The 20,589-nt window shown below is 72.2% G+C and carries 21 protein-coding genes and 2 tRNA genes; 11 read left to right on the forward strand and 12 right to left on the reverse strand.

All coding sequences use genetic code 11. The annotated features are described in order from the left end of the window. The first annotated feature begins 72 nt into the window (after positions 1-72). The 3 genes from JQS43_RS19790 to JQS43_RS19800 are packed head-to-tail and all read left to right on the forward strand — an operon-like array spanning position 73 to position 3,328. Positions 73-363 carry a hypothetical protein gene (locus tag JQS43_RS19790; RefSeq protein WP_239675875.1) on the forward strand — a complete coding sequence of 97 codons (291 nt, stop codon included), beginning with the start codon at positions 73-75 and terminating at the stop codon, positions 361-363. Beyond that, positions 360-2,201: a DUF8175 domain-containg protein gene (locus JQS43_RS19795; protein ID WP_239675876.1), complete on the forward strand. Its 1,842-nt coding sequence runs from the start codon at positions 360-362 to the stop codon at positions 2,199-2,201. The genes JQS43_RS19790 and JQS43_RS19795 overlap by 4 nt, the downstream gene beginning before the upstream one ends. Then, positions 2,198-3,328 (forward strand): SCO6880 family protein, encoded by a 1,131-nt coding sequence (locus tag JQS43_RS19800; protein WP_239675877.1) that lies wholly within the window; start codon positions 2,198-2,200, stop codon positions 3,326-3,328. The genes JQS43_RS19795 and JQS43_RS19800 overlap by 4 nt, the downstream gene beginning before the upstream one ends. 39 nt (positions 3,329-3,367) lie before the next feature. On the opposite strand, the gene JQS43_RS19805 is transcribed toward JQS43_RS19800, so the two are convergent. From JQS43_RS19805 to JQS43_RS19825, 5 genes are all read right to left on the reverse strand, one after another. Continuing rightward, positions 3,368-3,443: transfer RNA gene (locus tag JQS43_RS19805), tRNA-His, on the reverse strand. Positions 3,444-3,501: 58 nt separating this feature from the next. Then, positions 3,502-4,113, reverse strand: a complete 612-nt coding sequence (gene orn / locus JQS43_RS19810; RefSeq protein WP_275580932.1) for an oligoribonuclease — start codon at positions 4,111-4,113, stop codon at positions 3,502-3,504. 197 nt (positions 4,114-4,310) lie between these two features. After that, positions 4,311-5,330, reverse strand: coding sequence for a hypothetical protein (locus JQS43_RS19815; protein ID WP_239675878.1), 1,020 nt, complete (start codon positions 5,328-5,330; stop codon positions 4,311-4,313). Positions 5,331-5,419: 89 nt separating this feature from the next. Beyond that, on the reverse strand, positions 5,420-6,169 hold the full coding sequence (locus JQS43_RS19820) for a YcnI family protein (protein WP_239675879.1): 750 nt from the start codon (positions 6,167-6,169) through the stop codon (positions 5,420-5,422). A gap of 24 nt (positions 6,170-6,193) precedes the next feature. Next, positions 6,194-7,855, reverse strand: a complete 1,662-nt coding sequence (locus tag JQS43_RS19825) for a copper resistance CopC/CopD family protein (protein ID WP_239675880.1) — start codon at positions 7,853-7,855, stop codon at positions 6,194-6,196. A 90-nt stretch (positions 7,856-7,945) separates the two neighbouring features. Between JQS43_RS19825 and bcp the strand changes: the two genes are divergently transcribed. Beyond that, complete coding sequence (bcp, locus tag JQS43_RS19830; RefSeq protein ID WP_239675881.1) at positions 7,946-8,422, forward strand: thioredoxin-dependent thiol peroxidase; 477 nt, start codon at positions 7,946-7,948, stop codon at positions 8,420-8,422. Between the two features lie 64 nt (positions 8,423-8,486). Further along, positions 8,487-8,571, forward strand: a tRNA-Leu gene (locus JQS43_RS19835). 17 nt (positions 8,572-8,588) lie between these two features. Here JQS43_RS19835 and JQS43_RS19840 read toward each other — a convergent pair. After that, positions 8,589-9,410, reverse strand: a complete 822-nt coding sequence (locus JQS43_RS19840) for an MOSC domain-containing protein (protein WP_239675882.1) — start codon at positions 9,408-9,410, stop codon at positions 8,589-8,591. An 83-nt stretch (positions 9,411-9,493) separates the two neighbouring features. Between JQS43_RS19840 and JQS43_RS19845 the strand changes: the two genes are divergently transcribed. After that, on the forward strand, positions 9,494-10,321 hold the full coding sequence (locus tag JQS43_RS19845; RefSeq protein ID WP_239675883.1) for an alpha/beta hydrolase: 828 nt from the start codon (positions 9,494-9,496) through the stop codon (positions 10,319-10,321). On the opposite strand, the gene JQS43_RS19850 is transcribed toward JQS43_RS19845, so the two are convergent. From JQS43_RS19850 to JQS43_RS19865, 4 genes are all read right to left on the reverse strand, one after another. Further along, positions 10,318-11,034 (reverse strand): YoaK family protein, encoded by a 717-nt coding sequence (locus JQS43_RS19850; RefSeq protein WP_239675884.1) that lies wholly within the window; start codon positions 11,032-11,034, stop codon positions 10,318-10,320. The genes JQS43_RS19845 and JQS43_RS19850 overlap by 4 nt on opposite strands. Before the next feature lie 63 nt (positions 11,035-11,097). Further along, the gene (locus JQS43_RS19855; protein ID WP_239675885.1) at positions 11,098-11,445 is read right to left on the reverse strand and encodes a type II toxin-antitoxin system PemK/MazF family toxin; all 348 of its coding nucleotides are present in this window, start codon (positions 11,443-11,445) and stop codon (positions 11,098-11,100) included. After that, positions 11,432-11,668 (reverse strand): ribbon-helix-helix domain-containing protein, encoded by a 237-nt coding sequence (locus JQS43_RS19860; protein ID WP_239675886.1) that lies wholly within the window; start codon positions 11,666-11,668, stop codon positions 11,432-11,434. Before JQS43_RS19860 ends, JQS43_RS19855 begins: the two co-directional genes overlap by 14 nt. A gap of 39 nt (positions 11,669-11,707) precedes the next feature. After that, positions 11,708-12,490: a class I SAM-dependent methyltransferase gene (locus tag JQS43_RS19865; RefSeq protein ID WP_239675887.1), complete on the reverse strand. Its 783-nt coding sequence runs from the start codon at positions 12,488-12,490 to the stop codon at positions 11,708-11,710. A 152-nt stretch (positions 12,491-12,642) separates the two neighbouring features. Here JQS43_RS19865 and hutU point away from each other — a divergent pair, with 152 nt between their 5' ends. The 5 genes from hutU (at position 12,643) to hutH (ending at position 19,567) form a co-directional block, all read left to right on the forward strand. Next, entirely contained in the window at positions 12,643-14,295 is a 1,653-nt protein-coding gene (hutU, locus tag JQS43_RS19870; RefSeq protein WP_239675888.1) for a urocanate hydratase, read from the forward strand. Further along, positions 14,292-15,503: an allantoate amidohydrolase gene (locus JQS43_RS19875; RefSeq protein WP_239675889.1), complete on the forward strand. Its 1,212-nt coding sequence runs from the start codon at positions 14,292-14,294 to the stop codon at positions 15,501-15,503. The genes hutU and JQS43_RS19875 overlap by 4 nt, the downstream gene beginning before the upstream one ends. Positions 15,504-15,567: 64 nt before the next feature. Next, positions 15,568-16,872, forward strand: a complete 1,305-nt coding sequence (locus tag JQS43_RS19880) for a formimidoylglutamate deiminase (RefSeq protein WP_239675890.1) — start codon at positions 15,568-15,570, stop codon at positions 16,870-16,872. Then, complete coding sequence (gene hutI / locus JQS43_RS19885; protein WP_239675891.1) at positions 16,869-18,032, forward strand: imidazolonepropionase; 1,164 nt, start codon at positions 16,869-16,871, stop codon at positions 18,030-18,032. The genes JQS43_RS19880 and hutI overlap by 4 nt, the downstream gene beginning before the upstream one ends. After that, on the forward strand, positions 18,029-19,567 hold the full coding sequence (hutH, locus tag JQS43_RS19890; RefSeq protein ID WP_239675892.1) for a histidine ammonia-lyase: 1,539 nt from the start codon (positions 18,029-18,031) through the stop codon (positions 19,565-19,567). Before hutI ends, hutH begins: the two co-directional genes overlap by 4 nt. Here hutH and JQS43_RS19895 read toward each other — a convergent pair. Then, entirely contained in the window at positions 19,512-20,189 is a 678-nt protein-coding gene (locus tag JQS43_RS19895) for a hypothetical protein (RefSeq protein ID WP_239675893.1), read from the reverse strand. The genes hutH and JQS43_RS19895 overlap by 56 nt on opposite strands. Before the next feature lie 145 nt (positions 20,190-20,334). After that, positions 20,335-20,517, reverse strand: coding sequence for a hypothetical protein (locus tag JQS43_RS19900; protein ID WP_239675894.1), 183 nt, complete (start codon positions 20,515-20,517; stop codon positions 20,335-20,337). Positions 20,518-20,589: the final 72 nt, after the last annotated feature.

The following is a 20,589-nucleotide window of genomic DNA, read 5'->3' on the forward strand; positions in this document are numbered from 1 at the left end:
CGATAACCGTCGGTGAGAAACGTCGCTGCTGCGGGCCGCACCAGGTGGTCCTGGATCGCAAGGAGCAGCGACGTGCTGATCTTGTTCGACGTGTTGTCGGTGGTGCTGGCGCAGGCACCGAACCCTGGCCCGGAGGCCCCGCCCGGGATGGAGGCGGTCGCCAACCAGTTCATTGGCTGGGGCAAGTGGATCCTGGTGGTCGCCGGGGTGCTGGGGATGTTCATCTGCGGCGGCATGATGATCATCGGCCGGCGCAACCGCTCGGCGACCGCCGTCGACGGGGCCGCCGGGGTGCCGTGGGTGCTCGGCGGGCTGTTCCTCGCTGCCGTGGCGGCCAGCATCGTGGGGGCGATCGCCCTATGAGCCCGGGACTGCACCGACGCCGCGGCAGCAACCGGGCCCTGTGGTACGCGGCGGTGGCCGCGGCACTGGCCATCATCGCGGTAGCCGCCGCCCTCCACATGCGCCTGTCCGATGGTGGTCCGGACCCGCAGCCGGGGCCGACCGGACACCCGCAGCAGACTGACCGGCCGGTCGACCCGGCGCAACCGGACTCGCCTCCGGCGGCGCCGATCCTGCCGGACGACGAGCTCGTCTGGGCCAGCCTGTGCGGGGTGCCGCTGCCGTACTCCGACCGGTACGGGCCGCACCGGCGCGAGGGTGACCGCGGACTGGGCTTCGCCCGGGAACCCGCCGGGGCGGTTCTGGCCGCGCTGCATCTAGCCGTTCTGGTCAGCCCGCAGGTGGGGCCGGACACGTTCGCGCCGACGCTGACCGGGCGGGTGATCGGTCCGGACGCGACAGTCTTCGCCCATCGGGTCCACGACCAGTACGAGGACGCCCGGGAGATCGCGCAGGTGCCCTACGGGGAACCGCTGTGCCCGATCTACGGCACCGTACGAGGGTTCCAGCTGGACAGCTTCTCCCCGGACGCGGCGAGCCTGCGGCTACTGATCGAGGCCCCCGGCGTGGATGGTGTGCCGCAGCTGGCGGGCGTGCTGATGCAGCTGACCTGGCTCGAAGCAGACTCGATCCGGGAGGCCCTCCGCAGCCTGATCGTCCGCGCGGTTACCGCGTGGGTAAACATGCCCCCGCCGGACATCACCAACCCGGCCACGATCCTGCAGGGCTGGATGCTGCCGTTCACCATCCTCGTCGCCACCGGCGGCATTCTCTGGCAGGCGCTGTTGATGATCCTCACCCGCCGGGGCGAGCCGCTCATCAACGTGATCAAGGGCCTGGTCGCGGTGGCGTTGTGGGGCGTGGTCGCCGTGACCGGCACCAACCTGTTGCTGGCCTTCACCGACGCCTACTCCCGATGGATTCTCACCGGCGGGCTCGACGGCAACGCTGACGACCTCGTCGAACGGTTGAGCAACCTCATGATCGCCTGGCCGGGGGCGCCGTTGGCCCTGGTGTTGATCCTGGGCCCGATCGTCATGATCGCCAACTTCTTCCAGCTGGCGCTGCTGCTGTTTCGGGGTGCGGCGGTCATCATCCTTACCGGACTGTTGCAGTTGGCTGCCGCAGGTTCTTTCACCACGGGCACCTCGGGCTGGCTGCGCAAGGTTCTCACCTGGCACCTGGCGCTGGTGTTATACAAGCCGCTGGCGGCCACCATCTATGCCATCGCGTTCATGCTCATCGGCGACGAGGACAACGAAGGCCTGCAACTGTGGCCCATCGGCATGGCCACGCTGGGAATGAGCATCATCGCGCTACCTGCGCTGCTGCGGTTCCTCTCCTGGCCGGTCGGCGGCATCCAGTCCGGCACCGGCGGACTTGGCACCCTCGCGGCCGCCGGCGGCGCCAGCCTGCACGCCGCAGCGTCCCTGCGCGGGGTCACCGACCACGCCAGAGACATGGAACGCCGCCACACACCCAACACCGGCAACCCACCCTCCGCCCCGACCAGCACCGCCTCGACTCCGCCGACCGCAACCCCGCCGGTGTTCACCGGCCCCACCCCCGCAGCCGCCGCGCCAGCGGCCGGGACAGGAACGGCCGCGGCCGGAACCGCCGCCTCCGGCACTGCGGCAAGCGGAACGGCAGCCAGCGGCGCCACCGCTGGTGCCGCCGCAGCTTCGGGCCCCGCCGCCCCGGTCGTGGCCGGGGTGGTCGCCGTCGGCCAGGCCACCGTCGGCGCCGTCAAGAAAGGCGCCCAGGCCGCCAGCGAGAACACTGCGGAGGGACAGCGGTGACCGGCACGGCCGACTCCGAAACGCCGCGTACGTACGGTGGCTGGCGCCGCGCCCGCGGCATGGGAATGTTCGGGCTCGGACCCGCCAGCACCGTGGCGGTCCTGGCGACGTTGACGGTCGGGGTCATCACCATCTCTATCTCTGCGGTGACGCTGCTGGTGGTCGCACCCGCCTGCATCGCGGTGATCGCCGGCACCGTCCTGCAGTGGGACGAGGTCTCGCTCGGGCAGGCGCTGCTGCAGCGGCTCCGCTGGGCCATTGGCCGCCGCAGCCGCACCTGGCGCGGCGGGATGATGGCAGCCCACCGTCATGGCTGGCAGCTCCCCGGGGTGCTAGCCGCCACCGAACTACTGTCGGTCGACGACGGACAGGGCAGCAGCTACGGGGTGGTCCACAACCGGCGGCTGCGGACCATGACCGTCAGCTGGCGCTGCGCGGCACAGTCGACCTGGCTCGCCGACCCGGCGCAGGCCGCAGCCTGGGTCGCGAACTGGAGCGGCTGGCTGGCCGGCCTCGGGCACCAACAGACCATCCGCTGGGTGGCGGTCACCATCGACACCGCACCCGACACCGGCTCCCGGCTGGCCGACCACGTCACCGCCCGCCTCGCCCCGGACGGGCCAGCGGCCGCCCGCCGGATCCTGCAGCAACTCGTCGCCGCCTCACCAGCGGCCGCCGCCGACGTCGCCACCTGGGTGTCGGTCACCCTCGACCCGTACGCCTCGCCTGCCCATCCCCGCACCGTCGAGGCCGCACTGGCCGAGGTCAACCGCGCGCTACCTGGTCTGGCCGACGGGCTGGCCGCCTGCGGCGTCACCGTCCTCGGCCGGGCCACCACCGACCAGCTCGCCGCCACCGTACGGGCAGCGTTCGACCCCCGCAGCCGCGGCGACCTCGCGCTCCTCGCCGCAGGCGGAGTCCACCCGTCGGGCGAACTGCTGGCCTGGGACAACGCCACCCCGGTAGCGGCGGTCGAACACCGCGATCGCTACGAGCACGACGGCGCCACCTCGGTGTCGTGGGCCTGGCACGAGGCACCCCGGCAGCCGGTACACCACGACGTGCTCGGTCACCCAGTCGGGTCTTGTCCTGATGACACCTGGATGACAAATGATCAAGCGCCCTGATCCACAACTGCGGGATCAGGGCGCTGAGCTGGTGTTTCGTGGGGTGACCGACGGGATTTGAACCCGCGACCCCCGGGACCACAACCCGGTGCTCTGCCAACTGAGCTACGGCCACCACGACGCACCCGCCACGGGATCACCGGTACGAGGCGCCGACTAATGATACCTGGTGTCTACAGCTGCGTCGCGACCCCTTTGGCCGCGTCGACATCTGGCCCCGGGAGCGGGACAAATATCGTCCGCCGGTAGTACTCGAGCTCCCGGATGCTCTCCCGGATGTCGGCGAGCGCGCGGTGGGCCATCCCCTTGGCGGGCTGGCTGAAGTAAACCCGCGGGTACCAGCGACGACACAGCTCCTTGACCGAGGAGACGTCGATCATCCGGTAGTGCAGGTGGCCGTCTAGCACCGGCATGTCCCGGGCGAGGAATCCGCGGTCGGTGGCGATCGAGTTGCCGCAGAGCGGTGCGGTCCGGGGCTGCGGGATGTGTTCGGTGATATACGCCATGATTTTGTCCTGCGCCTGGGCGGTGGTGACCGTGGACGCGCGGACCGCCTCGGTAAGGCCGGAGGCGGCGTGCATCTCACGCACCACCTCCGGCATGCCGGCTAGCGCGGCCTCGTCGGCGTGGATGACCACGTCGACGCCGTCGCCGTCGCCGAGCACGTTGAGCTCGGCGTCGGTGACGAGCGCCGCCACCTCGATGAGCGCATCTTTGGCCGGGTCGAGCCCGGTCATTTCACAGTCCACCCAGACCAGTCGGTCGGTGCCTCCGTTGCCAGTCACCCGCTCAGCCTAGAGGGTGCCACGATGCCAAGGGAATATACCACATTCACGACTCAAATGATAGAGCTATCGATTCTCTGCAAAACGCGCTAGTCTACACCTAACGGGGCGTACGTTCCCCCGGTTGCACCGATCCCCCGGTGCCGGTGGCCTCCCGCGGATTCCGTGGGGGGCCACCCGCTATGTAGGCAGGCCGGCTATGGCACCAGCGTGCGGTCGGGGGCCAGGACGACCGCGTGGGACGAGCCGGCCGGCTCCTGCGCGACCATCGCCATCGGCGTCGCCGTCACATGCTGCGAGCTCGTCGTGGCCAGCGGCCACTCCAGTGCGGAGTCGGCGCTCTCCGGCCGCCCGGCGCCAGCGGGAGCAAGCTCCGCCGGCTCGGGGAACTCCGCCGGCTCCAACGCCGGCCCAGGCTGCCCCGCCGGATCCAACGCAGGCTCCAACGCCGGCTCGGCCGGCACCGCAACGCCGGCCGGTTCTGGCGGCATCGGCACTCCCAGGTGGGCCGCGACCTCCGGCAACTGGCTCGGCGGCACCACATAGACCACCTGCCGGGCGCGCCTCGGCCAGCTCAGCACCGCCACCGCCAGCAGCGTCACCAGGGTCCCCAGCACCAGCAGGCCGTAGGTCGTCGAGGTCAGCCAGCCCGGATCGACCCTGGCGGCGAGCTCCACCGTCAACGGCGCCGAGACATCCAGCGCCATCACCACCAACGCCAGCTGCTCGCCGCGCAGTTCGTGTGGGGTCCACTCCAGGGTGCCGCCGGTGTTGCTGGCGAGCCAGAACGGCTGCTGGTAGGGCGGGCTGGCCGGTGCCCGGTCGCCGGTCACCCCGCTGGTGGTGACGGGCAGCGGCCCGCGACCCAGGTGTACCTCGGTCACCGCGGTGTGCCGCACCCCGGCCAGGTACGCCGCCACCTCATGGGCCGGGGCCAGGCCGATGAAGGTGGGGGCGCCGTCGCCGGTCTCGGCGGCGAGCCGGAGGCTGGTCTGGCCGGCGCGGGCGAACGGCGCATCCCGGCGCAACAGCTCGTCGATGTCGGGCACCACCACGGCGTACCCGCCGCTGCTCACGGTGGCCAGCTCCGCGGCGTACCCACCGGTCGGATGCTGGTGCTGGGTGGCGACGTACATGAGGCCGCCGATGAGCAACAGCGGCACGCCCACCATCAGTAGCACGGCGCCCAGCACCGCGCGTACCACCCTTAGCACCATTTTCCCCCCTGATCGTTCAAGCGCACCATACAGCTTGAAACGGACCAAAGGGTGACGACGCTCCGGCGTACGCGCGGCGCCGGGTCGGGTCAGTCGGCCCGGGTACGCAGGAAGGCGAGCCCGCCGAGCACCAGCCCGGCCAGCCCGGCGAGGAGCCCGCCCAGCCCCAGCCAGACTCCGGCGGAGCTGCCGTCGTCGGCGCCGGCCGCCTGCCCGCTCTCACCCGCCTGGTCGTCGTCGGCGGCGGCGTCACCGGTGGCCCCGTGCCCGTGCCCGTGCCCGTCGCCCTCGACCAGCCGCAGCGACGCCGCCGGCAGCGCCGGTTCATCATCGTCACCGGCCGGTAGCTCGATCCAACGCACCACGGTGTCGTCCGAGTAGGTCTGCAGGGCGCGGAAGAAGACCTCATCTACCTCGGGCATCGGCCCCATCGAGACCGGAAACTCGCCGAACTCCCCGGGGCGGATCTCGGCGGCTTCGTTCTCCGCGGTCCAGGTGATCGATTCGACCACCTCGGTGATCTGCTCCCCGTGAGCACCCTCCACCGGTTCGTCCAGGGTGCGGGTGGTCACGTCGACGGTCCAGCCGGGCACCGGCGCGGTCAGCACCGACGGGATCGGCGGGTCCTCCGGGAAGTGGACCTCCAGCCCGGTGGTCGAGAGGGTGTCGCTCTCGGTCGGGGCCCGGAAGTCCACCCGCGCCATGCTGCCTTGGGCCGCCTCCTCCGGGGCTACGGTCACGTGGGCGGCGGCGGGCGCGGCGGTCACCGCCAGGACCCCGGCTGCGACCGCGACCGCGCTCAGACCGGCCGCTCCCCTGCGCCAGCGATGTGTGGGCACGACGTTGCTCCTATCTTGGCTTGCTTAGTCAATCGGTACGGTCGCTACCACGGCCGCCTGGTCGATATCGGAGAGCCGCAGGGTAAATCTGAACTCCCAGTCGCCCTCGGCGGGTAGCACGATGTCGCCGAGCGCATGGTTGTCGGTCAGCGCCAGCAGCGGGATCTCCATCGCTTCGATCTCGCCCTCCGGCAGCGTGGCGGTGGCGGTCCACTCCTCCACCCGCTGCGGCTCCCCGTCCAGGTCGTACGCGTACAGGTGCACGGTGTTGCTGCCCTGGCTCGCCGGATCGACCGTCACCTCCAGCTGGTAGAGCGGGCTCTCCAGCGAGGTGACGAAGTCGGTGCGGTCGCTGACCGGCGGCGCTGCCGCCTCGGTCCGGCCGGGGGTGGTCTGCACCAGCACCGCCGAGACCGCCAGCACCCCGGCGAGCACCACCGCCTCGGCGATCACCGCCAGCCGCATCGCCCCGGGCCGGCTTGCGCCGAGTCGTTGCCGGACCAGTTTTCGGGAGTAGCCGGCGACCGCGATCACCACCGCCACCAGAATGATCTTGCCTAGCAGTAGCAGACCATACCGAGTGGTCCAGAGCGCCTCCGGCGGACCGATCTCCACCACCGCCATGATCAGGCCGGCCAACAGCAGCCCGGAGACGGACAGCGCCGCCCACCGCGACCATTCCGGCAGGATCACCCCCAACTCCCGCTCGCTCGCCAGCCGCAGCAGGAACCCGGCGAGCACCACCAGCCCGCCGATCCAGAACGCGGCGGCGGCGACGTGGACAGTGTTGACCACCACCGACACCGCCGGGATCGGCGAGGCGATCGAGTGGCCGGTGAACGACCAGGTGCTCATGCCGGCCACGCCCAGCCCGCCGAGCAGCAGCAGATCCGACCGGGTCGCGTGGCCGGCCAGCAGCGGTCGCAGCAGCAGCGCCGCCGAGACCAGCACGCCCAGCCGCACCACCAATGCGGTGCCGTAGGTGCTGGCGAAGACCTCCCGCAGGTCGGCCATGCTGGCCTCGAAGAGCCCTTGCCCGGTGCTGTAGGGGGCCTGCACCCACATCGCCACGACCGTGCTCACGCCGATCAGCCCGAGGCCCGCCCACACCAGCCGGGTGGCGCCGCGGCGGCTGAGCCGCCGGGGCCACAGCACCGCCAGCATCACCGCCGGCCCCACCACCAGCACCAGCCCGGCGTACCCCACGAACTTGTTGATGCTCATGGCGGCGGCGACCGCCGGCTCGGTGAGCTCCTCGCTCTGGTCGGGCAGCTCCGGCGGCTCCGACGGGGCGCCGACCGAGTAGGTGATCGAACCGCCCACCGGATGGCTGTCCTGCGAGATCACCCGATAGCTGACCAGGTACGTGCCCATGGTGGTGACCCGCTCGACCGGGACGACCACGTCGGTGCCCTCGACCCGGGGCTCGCCGAGCGGCACCGGCTCGCCGTCCGGGGCCACCACCGTGATCCGGTCCGGGATCAGCCGGACCGGCTCGGAAAAGGTGAGCACGATCTGCTCGGGCGGCTGCGACACGACCGAACCGTTCGCCGGGTCGGTGCCGAGCAGGTTGGCGTGGGCCGAGGCCGGCGCCGCCAGTAACCCGACGGCCACGAAGGCGCCGAGCACCAGCCCGCCGAGCACTGATGCGAGTCGATGGATCCTGGTGGGGGTCACGCGCGCCATGATGCCCACATAGTCGGCCGCCGCGCCACTTGAGTTCCGCCGGCTGGTCGATTTATTTGACCCGACCCGGCCACCAGTAACGTGGTCGGCATGACCAACACCCGATTGCAGCCGGGCGACACCGCGCCCGCTTTCACCCGTACCGCCGACGACGGCAGCACCTTCTCGCTGGCTGATCTGCGCGGCCGGAAGGTGATCCTGTATGCGTACCCGGCCGCTATGACGCCGGGCTGCACCAAGCAGGCCTGCGACTTCCGGGATTCGATCAGCTCGCTGCAGGACGCCGGCTACGAGGTGGTCGGCATCTCTCCTGACCAGCCGGCGAAGCTGGCGACCTTCAAGGAGCGGGACAAGCTCACCTTCCCGCTCGTCTCCGACCCGGAGAAGACCGCGCTGGCCGCGTACGGGGCGTGGGGGGAGAAGAAGAACTACGGCCGGGTGGTGACCGGGGTGATCCGTTCCACGTTCGTGATCGACGAGGCGGGAAAAATCGAACGGGCGCTCTACAACGTGAAGGCGACCGGGCACGTGGCCAAGCTCCGCCGCGACCTCGGCCTCGACTCCTGAGCCCGGTCCGGCGCCGCGCCGGGCGGCGAGGCGCTGGCGGGTTCGACTAGAATCGGCCGGGCTGGCGGGAGTGGCGGAATAGGCAGACGCGCAGGTTTTAGGTACCTGTGCCTTCGGGCGTGGGGGTTCAAGTCCCCCCTCCCGCACCAGCTTTGCCCGGTGTTGCTCAGTCGAGCAGGGTCACCGGGTCGCTGGCGGTGATCTCCCCGTAGGGCGGGTCCGGGATCGCGTTCACTCCGAAGATCACCTTCTGGTTCACGGTCCGGTGCCGCGCCAGCGTCCGCAGCGGCTCCTTCCCGCGGGCGCCGGTCTCCTGGTCGGTGGTGGTCATCACACATCGGCCGCACGCTTTGACCACCCGGAAGGTCACCGCACCGACCGCCAGCCGGCGGCCCAGCCAACTGTCCTCGACCCAGGGGTCGGCGCCGGCGATCACCAGGTTGGGCCGGAACCGGGTCATCGGCAGCGGCCCTTCGCCGCTGCCGGCCGCCCGCAGCCAGTCATTGACCGCGCCCAACGAGGCGGTGTTGGTCAACAGCAGCGGGTACGCGTCGGCGAAGCTGACCCGGTCGGCAGCCCGCCCGTAGGCCGGGTCGACCGGTCGGCGGGCCGGGTCGTCCAGCCACATCAGCCGCGCCGGGCGGCCTAGGACGCCGGTGAGCCACTCGTCGGCGGCGGGCCCGGCGGGGGTGGCGGTCAGCTCGTCGCGGTGGACCCGGACCCGGTGGGGCTCGCCGGTCGGCGCCGCTACCGGCAGCTCCGGCGCGCCCGCGGCCCGCAGCGTGAGCCCGCCACCCGCGGCCGGCGCCGGGTTGATCCTGGCCATCGCCGGCTCTTCCCGCTGGGTGATGCCCACCCCGGCGGGGTCGACGACCAGCCAGCGCCGGTCGCCGGTGAGCCCCCAGGGCTCGACGGTTACCGGTGAGCCGTGGTGATCGAGCCGGTGGCAGCTCTTCACCGGGTAGGTGTGCAGCGAACCGAGGTGCATGACGGTCTGTCTACCAGGTACTTCACAGCCAGAAAAGGCTACTTAGAGTAGTCAGAAGGCAACTACCGGCGCACCATTGGTTGATGAACACGGGCAGCAACCACACACCTGACACCATCGTCTTGATCCACGGCTTCTGGGTCACGCCGCGCAGCTGGGAGCAGTGGATCGACCACTACCAGCAGCGGGGGTACCGGGTGCTGGCGCCGGCGTACCCGGGCTGCGAAGCCGAGGTCGAGGCGCTCAACGCCGACCCGACCCCGATCACCGAACTCACCGTGCCGGCGATCATGGATCGGCTGGAGTCGCTGGTCCGGCAGCTGCCGAACCCGCCGATCCTGATCGGGCACTCCGCCGGCGGCACCTTCGTCCAGCTGCTGCTGGACCGCGGGCTCGGGGCGGCCGGGGTGGCGCTGAACTCGGCCCCCACCCAGGGCGTCCGGGTGCTGCCGCTGACCCAGGCCCGGGTGCTCTTCCCGCTCCTGCGCAACCCGGCCAGCCGGCACCGGGCGGTGGGGATGACCTACCCCCAATGGCGGTACGCGTTCACCAACCCGTTCCCGGCGGACGAGTCACGGCGGCTCTACGACCGGTACGCGGTGCCCGCCTCGGGCCGGATCCTGTGGCAGACGGCGCTGGCGGGCCTGCGCCGGACCCACCAGCCCACCTTCGTCGACTACCACAACCACGACCGGTCGCCGCTGCTCTTCGTGTCCGGCGGCCTGGACCACCTGATGCCACCGGCGGTCCAGCGGTCGAACGCCGGCCACTACACCTCGACCGCGGTGACCGAGCTTCGCGAATATCCGGACCGGGCGCACCTGTTGCCCGCTCAGCAGGGTTGGCGGGAAATCGCCGACGAGGTGCTGGTCTGGTCGGTGCGCAACGCCCGCCGGCCCGCCGCCGCCTAGCTCGGGCGACGCCCGCTCGGCGCCACCACCAGCGCCACCGCCGCGAGCACCAGCGGCAGCGCCATCGACCACCAACCCAACCCGGCGTACGCGGCGGCGGCGAGTCCGGCCCCGACCAGGAACCCGACCAGCACCGGCCAGATCCTGGCCACTTGGGCGCGCGCCGGCCGCCTCGCCGCCGGGTCACCGCGGCGCACCGCCAGATCGCTGGCGGCCACCATGAACCGGGTGAGGTTCGTGGTCATCACGGTGGTCGGCGGCGGACCGGTCAGAGCGATCATGACCAGGGTGTTCTGCACCGCCATCGCCGCCACGGCCAGCAGCACCGTAACCGTGCCGGCCGTGGTGGGCGGGCCGGCCAGCACCTCCCGGCCCTCGAAACCGGCGAGGCCGACCGCCTCCCCCACCGCGATCAGCCCGAAGAACCCCGCCAGCAGCAACAGCTGGGCCCAGAGCAGCGGCCGCAGCGCCGGGCGGCCGCGGCGGGTCCACCGGTCGGTGAGCCGCCGGGCGGCCGCCACCACGACGATGAACAACGGGATCGACAGCACCAGCGCCAGGCTCGCCGGCCGCCCGATGGCGACGTACATCGCCAGCACCGCCAGGTTGCCGGTGATGTGGGCGGTGAACAGGCCAAACCCGAGCAGCCCGACCGCGTCGGCGCTGCCGGCGGTCAGGCTGAGCACCGCCGCCAGCACCCGTGTGCGATCCATCTCCCGCGCCGCCTCCCGCCCGCCGGACCTCCTCGGGTCCAACGAGCCGGCGGCCCGGATCGGCTACAACGCGAGGTGGAGCCGCAGCGCCCGGTCCAACTCCGCCAGCACTGGCGCCGGCAGCCCGCCGACCCGCTGCCGGATCCGCCGCACGGCCACCGAACGAACCTGCTCTGCTTGCGCCTTCGAATCCTCCCGCAGGCCACTGTCGGCAGCCCGCAGCAGCACCTGGAAAGGGTAGACCCGGCCGGTGTTGGAGGTGACCGGGACGACCGTCACCACCCCGCGGCCGGTCTGCTCCGCGCTTCGATTCGCGGCGTCGTTGCTGACCACGACCGCGGGGCGCACCTTGTTTGCTTCGGCACCCTGCGCTGGTTCGAGATCGACCAGGTAGACCTCACCGCGACGCATCGCCGTAACCATCACCGTCGCCGGCCGCCCGATCCCAGAGTTCGGCGTCCTCGCTCGCCTCCCACTCCTGGTAAGCGTGCGCGTACGCCTCCTCCAGCTCGGCGGTCCGGAGTAGCCGAATCGCCCGCTGGACGACCGAGGACCGAGACGACCCTCCGGCCCGGGTCGCGTAGTCGTCCAGGAAGGCCACGTCGGCCTCGGGTAGGCTGACACTCAGCTTCATACCGATAATACTACCCATGTTGCTACCCTGATTCCACCGCTACCAGGCGGCGCCGATGCCGTCGCCTGGATACCAGTGCCGGGCCGGACGCTCGGTGAAGGCGAGAAACCGGCGATCGGTGGTCTCGGCGTACCGGGCCAGCACATCGGTCAGGGTGACGTTGTCAGTCAGTAACAGCGCCCCCGGGGCCAGCTTGCCCGAGATCGCCGCCAGCTCTGCCCGCTCGTGCGCCACCGAATGGTCGCTGTCGTGCAGAAACAGCTCCACCGGGGTGTCCAGCGACCGGATCGCCGCCACCGAGTCACCGATCATCAGGTCCACCACCCCGGACCACGGGGCCGCGTCCACCAGGTAGCCCGCAGCCGGATTGATGTCCATCCCGGTGAGCCGGCCCGGATGCCCCTCCTCGGCGTTGCGCAACAGCGCCGCCGCCAACACACAGGTGCCCAGCCCCTTATCCACCCCGGCCTCCACCACATGCGCGGGGCGGCGGGCGCGGACCATCGCGTACCAGCCCAGCCGCCGCCCGTACCGGACCGTACGGTCGGCCAGCCCTCGCCGGGACGAGGCGACCGTCGCCGCGGCGATGTGCCGACGAAGCTGCTCGTCGCCCTCCAGCTCGGCGAACCAGCCACGCACCTCGGCGACCGGCACCCCACACACCGCGGCGACATACCAGGCCAGATGATTACGGTTGCGCCGAGTCAGCTCGTAGGTGTAATTGTGGTGTTCACGAGAGCCGAAGAGCCAGCGCACGGACGCCCCGACCACCTGGGCGTCGTGCCGGGCGACCCGGGCGGCCCGCTTCGGAAAGATGGCCACGGGCGCGAACCGGGAAGCGGCGACAGCGCGGCGTAAATCAGCGACAGACATCACCACGCGGTTCTATCATGCCCGTCCCCCCACCGAGGCCGGTGCGGCCCGGCCACTCCCCCGCCGTACCTTAGTCTTGGTTAAGGAATGGAGGAGCTGACATGCCGGAGCCGATCTCAGCCCCCCGTGGCACCGCCCGGACCGCCCGCGGGTGGCCGCAGGAAGCGGCGCTGCGGATGCTGCAGAACAACCTCGACCCGCAGGTCGCCGAACGCCCCGACGACCTGGTCGTCTACGGCGGCACCGGCCGCGCCGCCCGGGACTGGCCGTCCTTTCGCGCCCTCTGCCAGAGCCTGACCACACTCGCCGACGACGAAACGCTACTGGTCGCCTCCGGCCGGCCGGTCGGGGTCATGCACACCCACGAGTGGGCGCCCCGGGTGCTGCTGGCCAACTCCAACCTGGTGCCCGACTGGGCAAACTGGCCCGAGTTCCGGCGGCTGGAACAGCTCGGGCTCACCATGTACGGGCAGATGACCGCCGGGTCCTGGATCTACATCGGCACCCAGGGCATCCTGCAGGGCACCTACGAGACCTTCGCCGCGGTCGCGGAGAAGAGCTTCGGCGGCAGCCTCGCCGGCACCCTCACCCTCACCGGCGGCTGCGGCGGCATGGGCGGGGCACAGCCGCTGGCGGTAACCATGAACGGCGGCGCCTGCCTGATCGTCGACGTCGACCCGCACCGGCTCGCGCGCCGGGTCGAGAGCGGCTACCTCGACACCGTCGCCGACGATCTGGACAGCGCGGTGGCCGAGGCGGTGTCGGCCAGGCAGCAGCGCCGGGCCCGCTCGGTCGGCGTAGTCGGCAACGCCGCCACCGTCTTCGCAGAATTGCTCCGGCGCGGCGTCGAGATCGACATCGTCACCGACCAGACCAGCGCCCACGATCCCCTCAGCTATGTCCCCGAGGGAGTCGCGGCCGACGACGCCCCGGCGTACGCGGCCGCCAAACCGCAGGAGTACACCGACCGGGCCCGGGCCAGCATGGTCCGCCAGGTCGAGGCGATGGTCGGCTTCCTCGACGCCGGCGCCGAGGTCTTCGACTACGGCAACTCGATCCGCGGCGAGGCACAGCTCGGCGGGTACGACCGGGCGTTCGCCTTCCCCGGCTTCGTCCCGGCGTACATCCGGCCGCTCTTCTGTGAAGGCAAGGGCCCGTTCCGGTGGGTGGCGCTCTCCGGCGACCCGGCGGACATCGCCGCCACCGACGCCGCCGTCGCCGAACTGTTCCCGGAGAACGAATCGCTGCAACGCTGGCTACGACTCGCTCGCGACCGCGTCCACTTCCAAGGGTTGCCGGCCCGAATCTGCTGGCTCGGCTACGGCGAACGCGACCGGGCCGGTCTGCGCTTCAACGAACTCGTAGCCGACGGCACGCTCCGGGCGCCGATCGTGATCGGCCGGGACCACCTCGACTGCGGCTCGGTCGCCTCGCCGTACCGGGAGACCGAGGGCATGGCCGACGGCTCCGACGCGATCGCCGACTGGCCACTGCTGAACGCGCTCGTCAACACCGCCTCCGGCGCCTCCTGGGTCTCCATCCACCACGGCGGCGGGGTAGGCATCGGCCGGTCCATCCACGCTGGACAAGTCTCGGTCGCCGACGGCACTCCGCTGGCGGCCGAGAAGCTGGCCCGGGTGCTGCGCAACGACCCGGGGATGGGCGTGATCCGGCACGTTGACGCCGGCTACGAGCTCGCCGACACGGTCGCCGCCGAACACCAGGTGCCGATCCCGATGCGGGGCACCCAGTGACCCCCGCCCGCTTCCGGGCGCTGTGGCAGACGCTGCTGCCGATCGGCCAGGACCCGGCCGGTGACGGCTGGCTGCGGTACGGCTGGTCCGAGGCGGACCTCGCCTGCCGGGCCTGGTTCACCGCCCAGGCCCAGGCCCGCGGGTTGCAGGTCACCACCGACCGCAACGGCAACCTGTACGCCTGGTGGGGCGACCCGGCCGGCGACGGCGCGGTGGTCACCGGCAGCCACTTCGACTCGGTCCCGCACGGCGGCGCCTACGATGGTCCACTCGGGATCGTCTCTGGGCTGCTCGCCGTCGATCTGCTCGCCGAGCGGGGGGTCACCCCGCACCGGCCGCTGGCGGTGGCCGCCTTCGCCGAAGAGGAGGGCTCCCGGTTCGGCGTCGCCTGCCTCGGCTCCCGGCTGCTCACCGGCGCGCTGGACCCGGCTGCCGCCCGGAAGCTGACCGACCCGGCCGGGGTCAGCCTCGCCGACGCGGTCAGCACCGCCGGCCTGGACCCGGCGGCGCTGGGCCCGGAGCCGGAGCTGCTGGCCCGATGGGGTTACTTCATCGAGCTGCATGTAGAACAGGGCCGCGCGCTGGTCGACCGGGGCGCCGCGGTCGGCGTGGCGAGCGCGATCTGGCCGCACGGCCGGTGGCGGATCGAGATCACCGGCGAAGGCAACCACGCCGGCACCACCGCCATGGCCGACCGCCACGATCCCATGCTCACCACCGCGTACACGGTGCTGGCGGCGAACAAAGAGGCCCGGCTGCGGGGCGGCCACGCCACCGTCGGCCGGATCGAGGTGGCGCCGAACGCCACCAACGCCGTCCCCGCCCGGGTCACCGCCTGGCTGGATGCCCGGGCGCCCGACCAGCAGACGCTCACCGGCCTGGTCGAGGCGGTGACGGTGCGGGCGCAGGACCGCGCCGACCGGGACGGCACCGCCGTGACCGTCGCCGCCGAGTCGGTCAGCCCGGTCGTCGACTTCGACGTCACGCTGCGGGACCGGCTGGCCGCCCGGCTCGGCGACGCGCCCGTGCTCCCGACCGGCGCCGGCCACGACGCCGGGGTGCTCTCCGGCCACGTCCCCACCGCGATGCTCTTCGTCCGCAACCCGACCGGCGTCTCCCACGCCCCCGGCGAGCACGCCACCGACGACGACTGCGCCGCCGGGGTGGTCGCGCTCGCCGACGTGCTGGCGGAGCTCGCATGCCAGTGACCCCGGCAGGCCGGCCGCGGCCGGCCACCACCGCCGGCACCGGGACGGGGACGGGGACGGATCGATGAACCGGTTCCACGCGGAGCTGGCCTGGCTGGGCGACCGGCCAGCGCCGGAGGTGCTGATCGAGGTCGACAGTGGCCGGTTCACCACCGTCGCCCCGGACACGGCCCAGCCGGCCGACGCCCGCCGCCTCCCGGGGCTCACGCTGCCCGGCTTCGCCAACACCCATTCGCACGCCTTCCACCGAGCACTCCGCGGGCGTACCCAGGGCGGCGCCGGCGACTTCTGGAGCTGGCGGGAACGCATGTACTCGGTCGCCGACCAGCTCGATCCGGCTAGCTACGCGGCCCTAGCGGCCGCGGTCTACGGCGAAATGGCGCTCGCCGGGATCACCTGTGTGGGCGAGTTTCACTACCTGCATCACCAGCGCGACGGCCGGCCGTACGCGGACCCCAACGAGATGGCGACCGCGCTGGTCGAAGCGGCGGAGCGGGCCGGGATCCGGCTCACCCTGCTCGACACCTGCTACCTGACCGCGGACGTCGCCGGGGCGCCGTTGACCGGGCCGCAGCGCCGCTTCGGCGACGGTGACGCCGACGCCTGGGCGGCCCGGGTGGCGCGGCTGCGGCCGGCGGGGCACTGGCAGGTCGGCGCCGCGATCCACTCGGTGCGGGCAGTGCCGGCCGATCAGCTGCCGGTCGTCGCCGGCTGGGCTGAGCAGGCGGCGGCGCCGCTGCATGTGCACCTCTCCGAGCAGCCGGCGGAGAACGAAGCCTGCCTCGCCCGCTACGGCGTCACGCCGACCGCCCTGCTCGCCGACGCCGGGGCGCTCGGCCCCCGGGCCATCGCGGTACACGCCACCCACCTCACCAGCGCGGACCGGCGACTGCTCGGGGCAGCCGGCGCGGGAGTGTGCTTCTGCCCCACCACCGAACGGGACCTCGCCGACGGCATCGGCCCGGCCCGCGCGCTGGTCGACGCGGGGGCGCGGCTCAGCCTCGGTACCGACAGCCACGCGATGATCGACATGTTCGAGGAGGGGCGGGCGGTCGAACTCAACGCCCGGCTGGCTGATCAGCGGCGTGGCCACTTCCGGCCGGATGAGCTGATCGCGGCGGCGACGGTCGCCGGCCACCAGGCGTTAGGCTGGGAGGACGCCGGCGTGATCGCGCCGGGCGCCCGCGCCGACCTGGTGACCGTCGCGCTCGACAGTGTGCGCACCGCCGCCACCGACCCGGCCGCGGTGATCTTCGCCGCCACCGCCGCCGACGTGACCCAGGTGGTCGTCGACGGCCGGCAGGTCGTGGCCGACGGCCGGCATCTTGCCATGGATGTGCCCCGGGCGCTGGAGGAGGCGACACCGTGAGCCTGCTGGTGGACAACATCGGTGAACTGGTCACCAACGACCCGTCCTACGGCGACGACCCGCTGGGCATCCTGCGGGACGCGGCGGTGGTGATCGAGGAGCGACGAGTTGCGTGGCTGGGGCCCGGCGCCGAGGCGCCCGCCGCCGACGACCGGGTCGACGCGGCCGGGGCCGCGGTGCTGCCGGGCTTCGTCGACAGCCACTCCCATGTGGTCTTCGCCGGTGACCGGGCCGCCGAGTTCGCCGCCCGGATGGCCGGCGAACCCTACACCGGCGGCGGCATCCTCACCACGGTCGCCGCCACCCGGGCCGCCTCCGACGCCGAGCTGCGCGCCACCGCCGGCCGGCTGCGGGCCGAGGCGCTGCGTCAAGGGACCACCACGCTGGAGGTCAAGAGCGGGTACGGGTTGACCATCGCCGATGAGACCAGGTCGCTGCGGATCGCCTTCGAGGTGACGCCAGAGTCGACCTTCCTCGGTGCCCATCTGGTGCCGCCCGAGTACGCCGACCGGCCTGACGACTATGTGGAGCTGGTCTGTGGCCCGATGTTGACCGCCGCCGAGCCGTACGCCCGTTGGGTGGATGTCTTCTGCGAGCGGGGCGCCTTCGACGCCGACCAGTCCGAAGCGGTGCTGCGGGCCGGGATGGCGCTCGGCCTGGCGCCCCGGGTCCACGCCAACCAGCTCGGCCCCGGCGCCGGAGTGCAGCTCGCGGTGGCGCTCGGCGCCGCCAGCGCAGACCACTGCACCCATCTATCCGATCAGGACATCGCCGCACTGGCCGGTTCGGATACCGTCGCGACGCTGCTGCCGGGCGTGGAGTTCTCCACCCGTTCGCCGTACCCGGATGCGCGGCGGCTACTCGACGCGGGCGCCACTGTCGCGTTGGCCTCCGACTGCAACCCCGGGTCGTCGTACACCTCATCGATGCCGCTGTGTATCGCGCTGGCGGTGCGGGAGATGGGCATGACCGCCGGCGAGGCGCTGTGGTCCGCCACCGCTGGCGGCGCCCGGGCCCTGCGGCGCGACGATGTCGGCACCGTCCGGTTGGGCTCCCGGGCCGACCTGGTGCTGCTCGACGCGCCCTCCTACCTGCACCTCGCCTACCGGCCGGGGGTGCCGCTCGTCCGCCAAGTCATCCACAACGGAGTGTTGATGTGAGCGTAGTTGAGATTCTGCCGACCGGCGTCAGCCCGGCCGACGTGGTAGCGGTCGCCCGCGGCGACGCCACGGTCGAACTCTCCGCCGCGGCGAGCGCCGCGATGACCGACAGCCGCGCCATCGTGGCCGAGATCGAGCGGCAGGAGCGCCCGGTCTACGGGGTGTCGACCGGCTTCGGCGCGCTCGCCAACACCTTCATCGACCCCCAACGCCGTACTGAGCTGCAGCACGCGCTGCTGCGCTCGCACGCCGCCGGCGTCGGCGCCCGGATGCCCACCGAGGTGGTCCGGGCGATGCTGCTGCTGCGGGTCCGGTCGCTGGCGAAAGGGCTCTCCGGGGTCCGACCGGTGGTCGCCGAACGGCTGATCGACCTGCTCAACCACGGCATTACCCCGTGGGTACCCGAGCACGGGTCGCTCGGCGCCTCCGGCGACCTGGCGCCGCTGGCCCACTGCGGGCTGGTGTTGACCGGCGAAGGCTGGGTCGTCGGCAAGGACGGCGCCCGGCTACCCGCCGGCCAGGTGCTGGGCGAGGCCGGGCTGGCGCCGGTCGAGCTCGCCGCCAAAGAAGGGCTGGCGCTGATCAACGGCACCGACGGCATGCTCGGCATGCTGTTGCTGGCCGCCGAGGACGCCGCACATCTGTTCACCATGGCGGATGTGACCGCAGCGCTGGCGATCGAGGCGATGCTCGGCACCGACCGCCCGTTCCAGCCGGAGCTGCACGCCATCCGGCCGCATCCGGGGCAGCGCGACTCCGCCGGCAACCTGGCCCGGCTGCTGCGGAGCTCGGCCATCATGGACTCCCACCGCGACGATCTGGAGCACGCGGTGCAGGACGCCTACTCGATGCGGTGCGCGCCACAGGTCGCTGGCGCCGCCCGGGACACGCTCGCGTTCGCCGTGGGCGTCGCCGACCGGGAACTGGCCAGTGTGGTCGACAACCCGGTGGTGCTGCCGGACGGCAGGGTGGAGTCCACCGGCAACTTCCACGGCGCGCCGTTGGGCTTCGCCGCCGACTATCTGGCGATCGCCGCCGCCGAAGTGGGGGCAATCTCGGAGCGACGGGTCGACCGGCTGCTCGACGTGACCCGGTCCCGCGGGCTACCGCCGTTTCTGACTCCCGACCCCGGGGTCAACTCCGGTCTGATGATCGCCCAGTACACCGCCGCCGGCCTGGTGGCGGAGAACCGGCGGCTGGCCGCGCCCGCCTCAGTGGACTCGCTGCCCACCTCCGGGATGCAGGAGGACCACGTCTCGATGGGGTGGGCGGCGACGGTGAAGCTGCGCACGGTGCTGGACAACCTCACCAGCCTGCTCGCGGTGGAACTGCTGGCGGCGGTCCGCGGGTTGCAGCTGCGGGCCCCGCTGACCCCTTCCCCGGCCGGTCAGGCGGCGATCGCCGCGGTCTCGGAGTTTTTCGGCGAACCGGGCCCGGACGCTTTCCTGGCCCCGGCGATGGAGTCCGGCCGCGCGGTGATCAAGGGCCGCGAGCTGCGCGCCGCCATCGAGGCAGCCGGTCCGCCACTCGCCTGAGCGTGCCCGCCCGGATCACCGTGGCCGCCGCCACCGCGGTCGCCACCGCCAGGGTGCCGGCGCCGAGCGCGAGCCAACCCAAGCTGCTGCCGGAGATCGGCGCGGCGAGATGGGTGGCGTCGGTGTCGCAGACGATCGGCTCACCCGCGGCCTGGTCGAGCGCGCAGGCGGTGAAGGTGACCCGTTGCGGGGTGCCAACCACCGGGGCGGCGCCGCCGGCCGGGTCGGCGGCGCTACGGGGGGCGGCGTAGACGCCGACCAGCCTGGTCGTCTCCACCCCACCCGGCGGGACGACGAGCGACCACTCGACGTACCCGTTGTCTGCGGTGGCGCCGGTCGGGGTCAGCCAGGGCGGGACGCTCGCCCGGACGGTGACCGGCTGCGCGGCCTGCCCCCGGTTCCCGACGGCGATCGTGTAGGTGGTCTGCTTACCCGAGCGGACCCGCTCGCGGTCCCGCTCGACCGCGATGACCAGCTCCTGGACCTCGGTCGCCTCGGTGAAGCGGGCCCATTCGTCTTCCGGCTCCGAGGTCGCCCACCAGTAGACCGCGGTGCCCAGGCCGAGCAGCACCGCCAGAACCGCCGGCGTAACCGCCGCCGCCACCACGAGTACGCGCCGCATCGCCCACCCCCCGCCCAGCTGCCCCGGCACTCATCCCCGTACCGAATGATATGCCCGATTCAGGGCTTACAAGAGCGTTTGTACGCAGCGATGGGGGCGAAGGGTGCAAGTGCGACTACGGACGGTTCAGCTACGGGCGGTTCAGCTACGGGCGCGCCGCTCGGCGCCGGCGGAGCGCGCCGACGATGAACCAGACACCGGCGGCCGCGACCCCCGCGATCACGCCACCGTAAACGGAGGTCGCGAAGCCGAGCACCAGGCCCATGACCAACCCGATCGCCACTGCTCCACCGAGCCAGAACGTCGTGCTCTCACCTTGCGAAGCCATCGTGGATCAGTCCCTCCGGAGCGGGCCGGCGCAGCGGCCAGGGACCGTGACTCTACCGCGGCTAACCGCCTG

The sequence above is a fragment of the Natronosporangium hydrolyticum genome (assembly GCF_016925615.1).
Lineage (GTDB): Bacteria > Actinomycetota > Actinomycetes > Mycobacteriales > Micromonosporaceae > Natronosporangium > Natronosporangium hydrolyticum.

What these genes read in the sequence shown, in the direction of transcription:
- JQS43_RS19795 (WP_239675876.1), top strand. Translation starts at nt 360, where the DNA reads ATGAGCCCGGGACTGCACCGACGCCGCGGCAGCAACCGGGCCCTGTGG.
- JQS43_RS19815 (WP_239675878.1), bottom strand. Translation starts at nt 5,330, where the DNA reads ATGGTGCTAAGGGTGGTACGCGCGGTGCTGGGCGCCGTGCTACTGATG.
- JQS43_RS19825 (WP_239675880.1), bottom strand. Translation starts at nt 7,855, where the DNA reads ATGGCGCGCGTGACCCCCACCAGGATCCATCGACTCGCATCAGTGCTC.
- bcp (WP_239675881.1), top strand. Translation starts at nt 7,946, where the DNA reads ATGACCAACACCCGATTGCAGCCGGGCGACACCGCGCCCGCTTTCACC.
- JQS43_RS19840 (WP_239675882.1), bottom strand. Translation starts at nt 9,410, where the DNA reads ATGCACCTCGGTTCGCTGCACACCTACCCGGTGAAGAGCTGCCACCGG.
- JQS43_RS19845 (WP_239675883.1), top strand. Translation starts at nt 9,494, where the DNA reads ATGAACACGGGCAGCAACCACACACCTGACACCATCGTCTTGATCCAC.
- JQS43_RS19850 (WP_239675884.1), bottom strand. Translation starts at nt 11,034, where the DNA reads ATGGATCGCACACGGGTGCTGGCGGCGGTGCTCAGCCTGACCGCCGGC.
- JQS43_RS19855 (WP_239675885.1), bottom strand. Translation starts at nt 11,445, where the DNA reads ATGCGTCGCGGTGAGGTCTACCTGGTCGATCTCGAACCAGCGCAGGGT.
- JQS43_RS19860 (WP_239675886.1), bottom strand. Translation starts at nt 11,668, where the DNA reads ATGAAGCTGAGTGTCAGCCTACCCGAGGCCGACGTGGCCTTCCTGGAC.
- hutU (WP_239675888.1), top strand. Translation starts at nt 12,643, where the DNA reads ATGCCGGAGCCGATCTCAGCCCCCCGTGGCACCGCCCGGACCGCCCGC.
- JQS43_RS19880 (WP_239675890.1), top strand. Translation starts at nt 15,568, where the DNA reads ATGAACCGGTTCCACGCGGAGCTGGCCTGGCTGGGCGACCGGCCAGCG.
- JQS43_RS19895 (WP_239675893.1), bottom strand. Translation starts at nt 20,189, where the DNA reads ATGCGGCGCGTACTCGTGGTGGCGGCGGCGGTTACGCCGGCGGTTCTG.
- JQS43_RS19900 (WP_239675894.1), bottom strand. Translation starts at nt 20,517, where the DNA reads ATGGCTTCGCAAGGTGAGAGCACGACGTTCTGGCTCGGTGGAGCAGTG.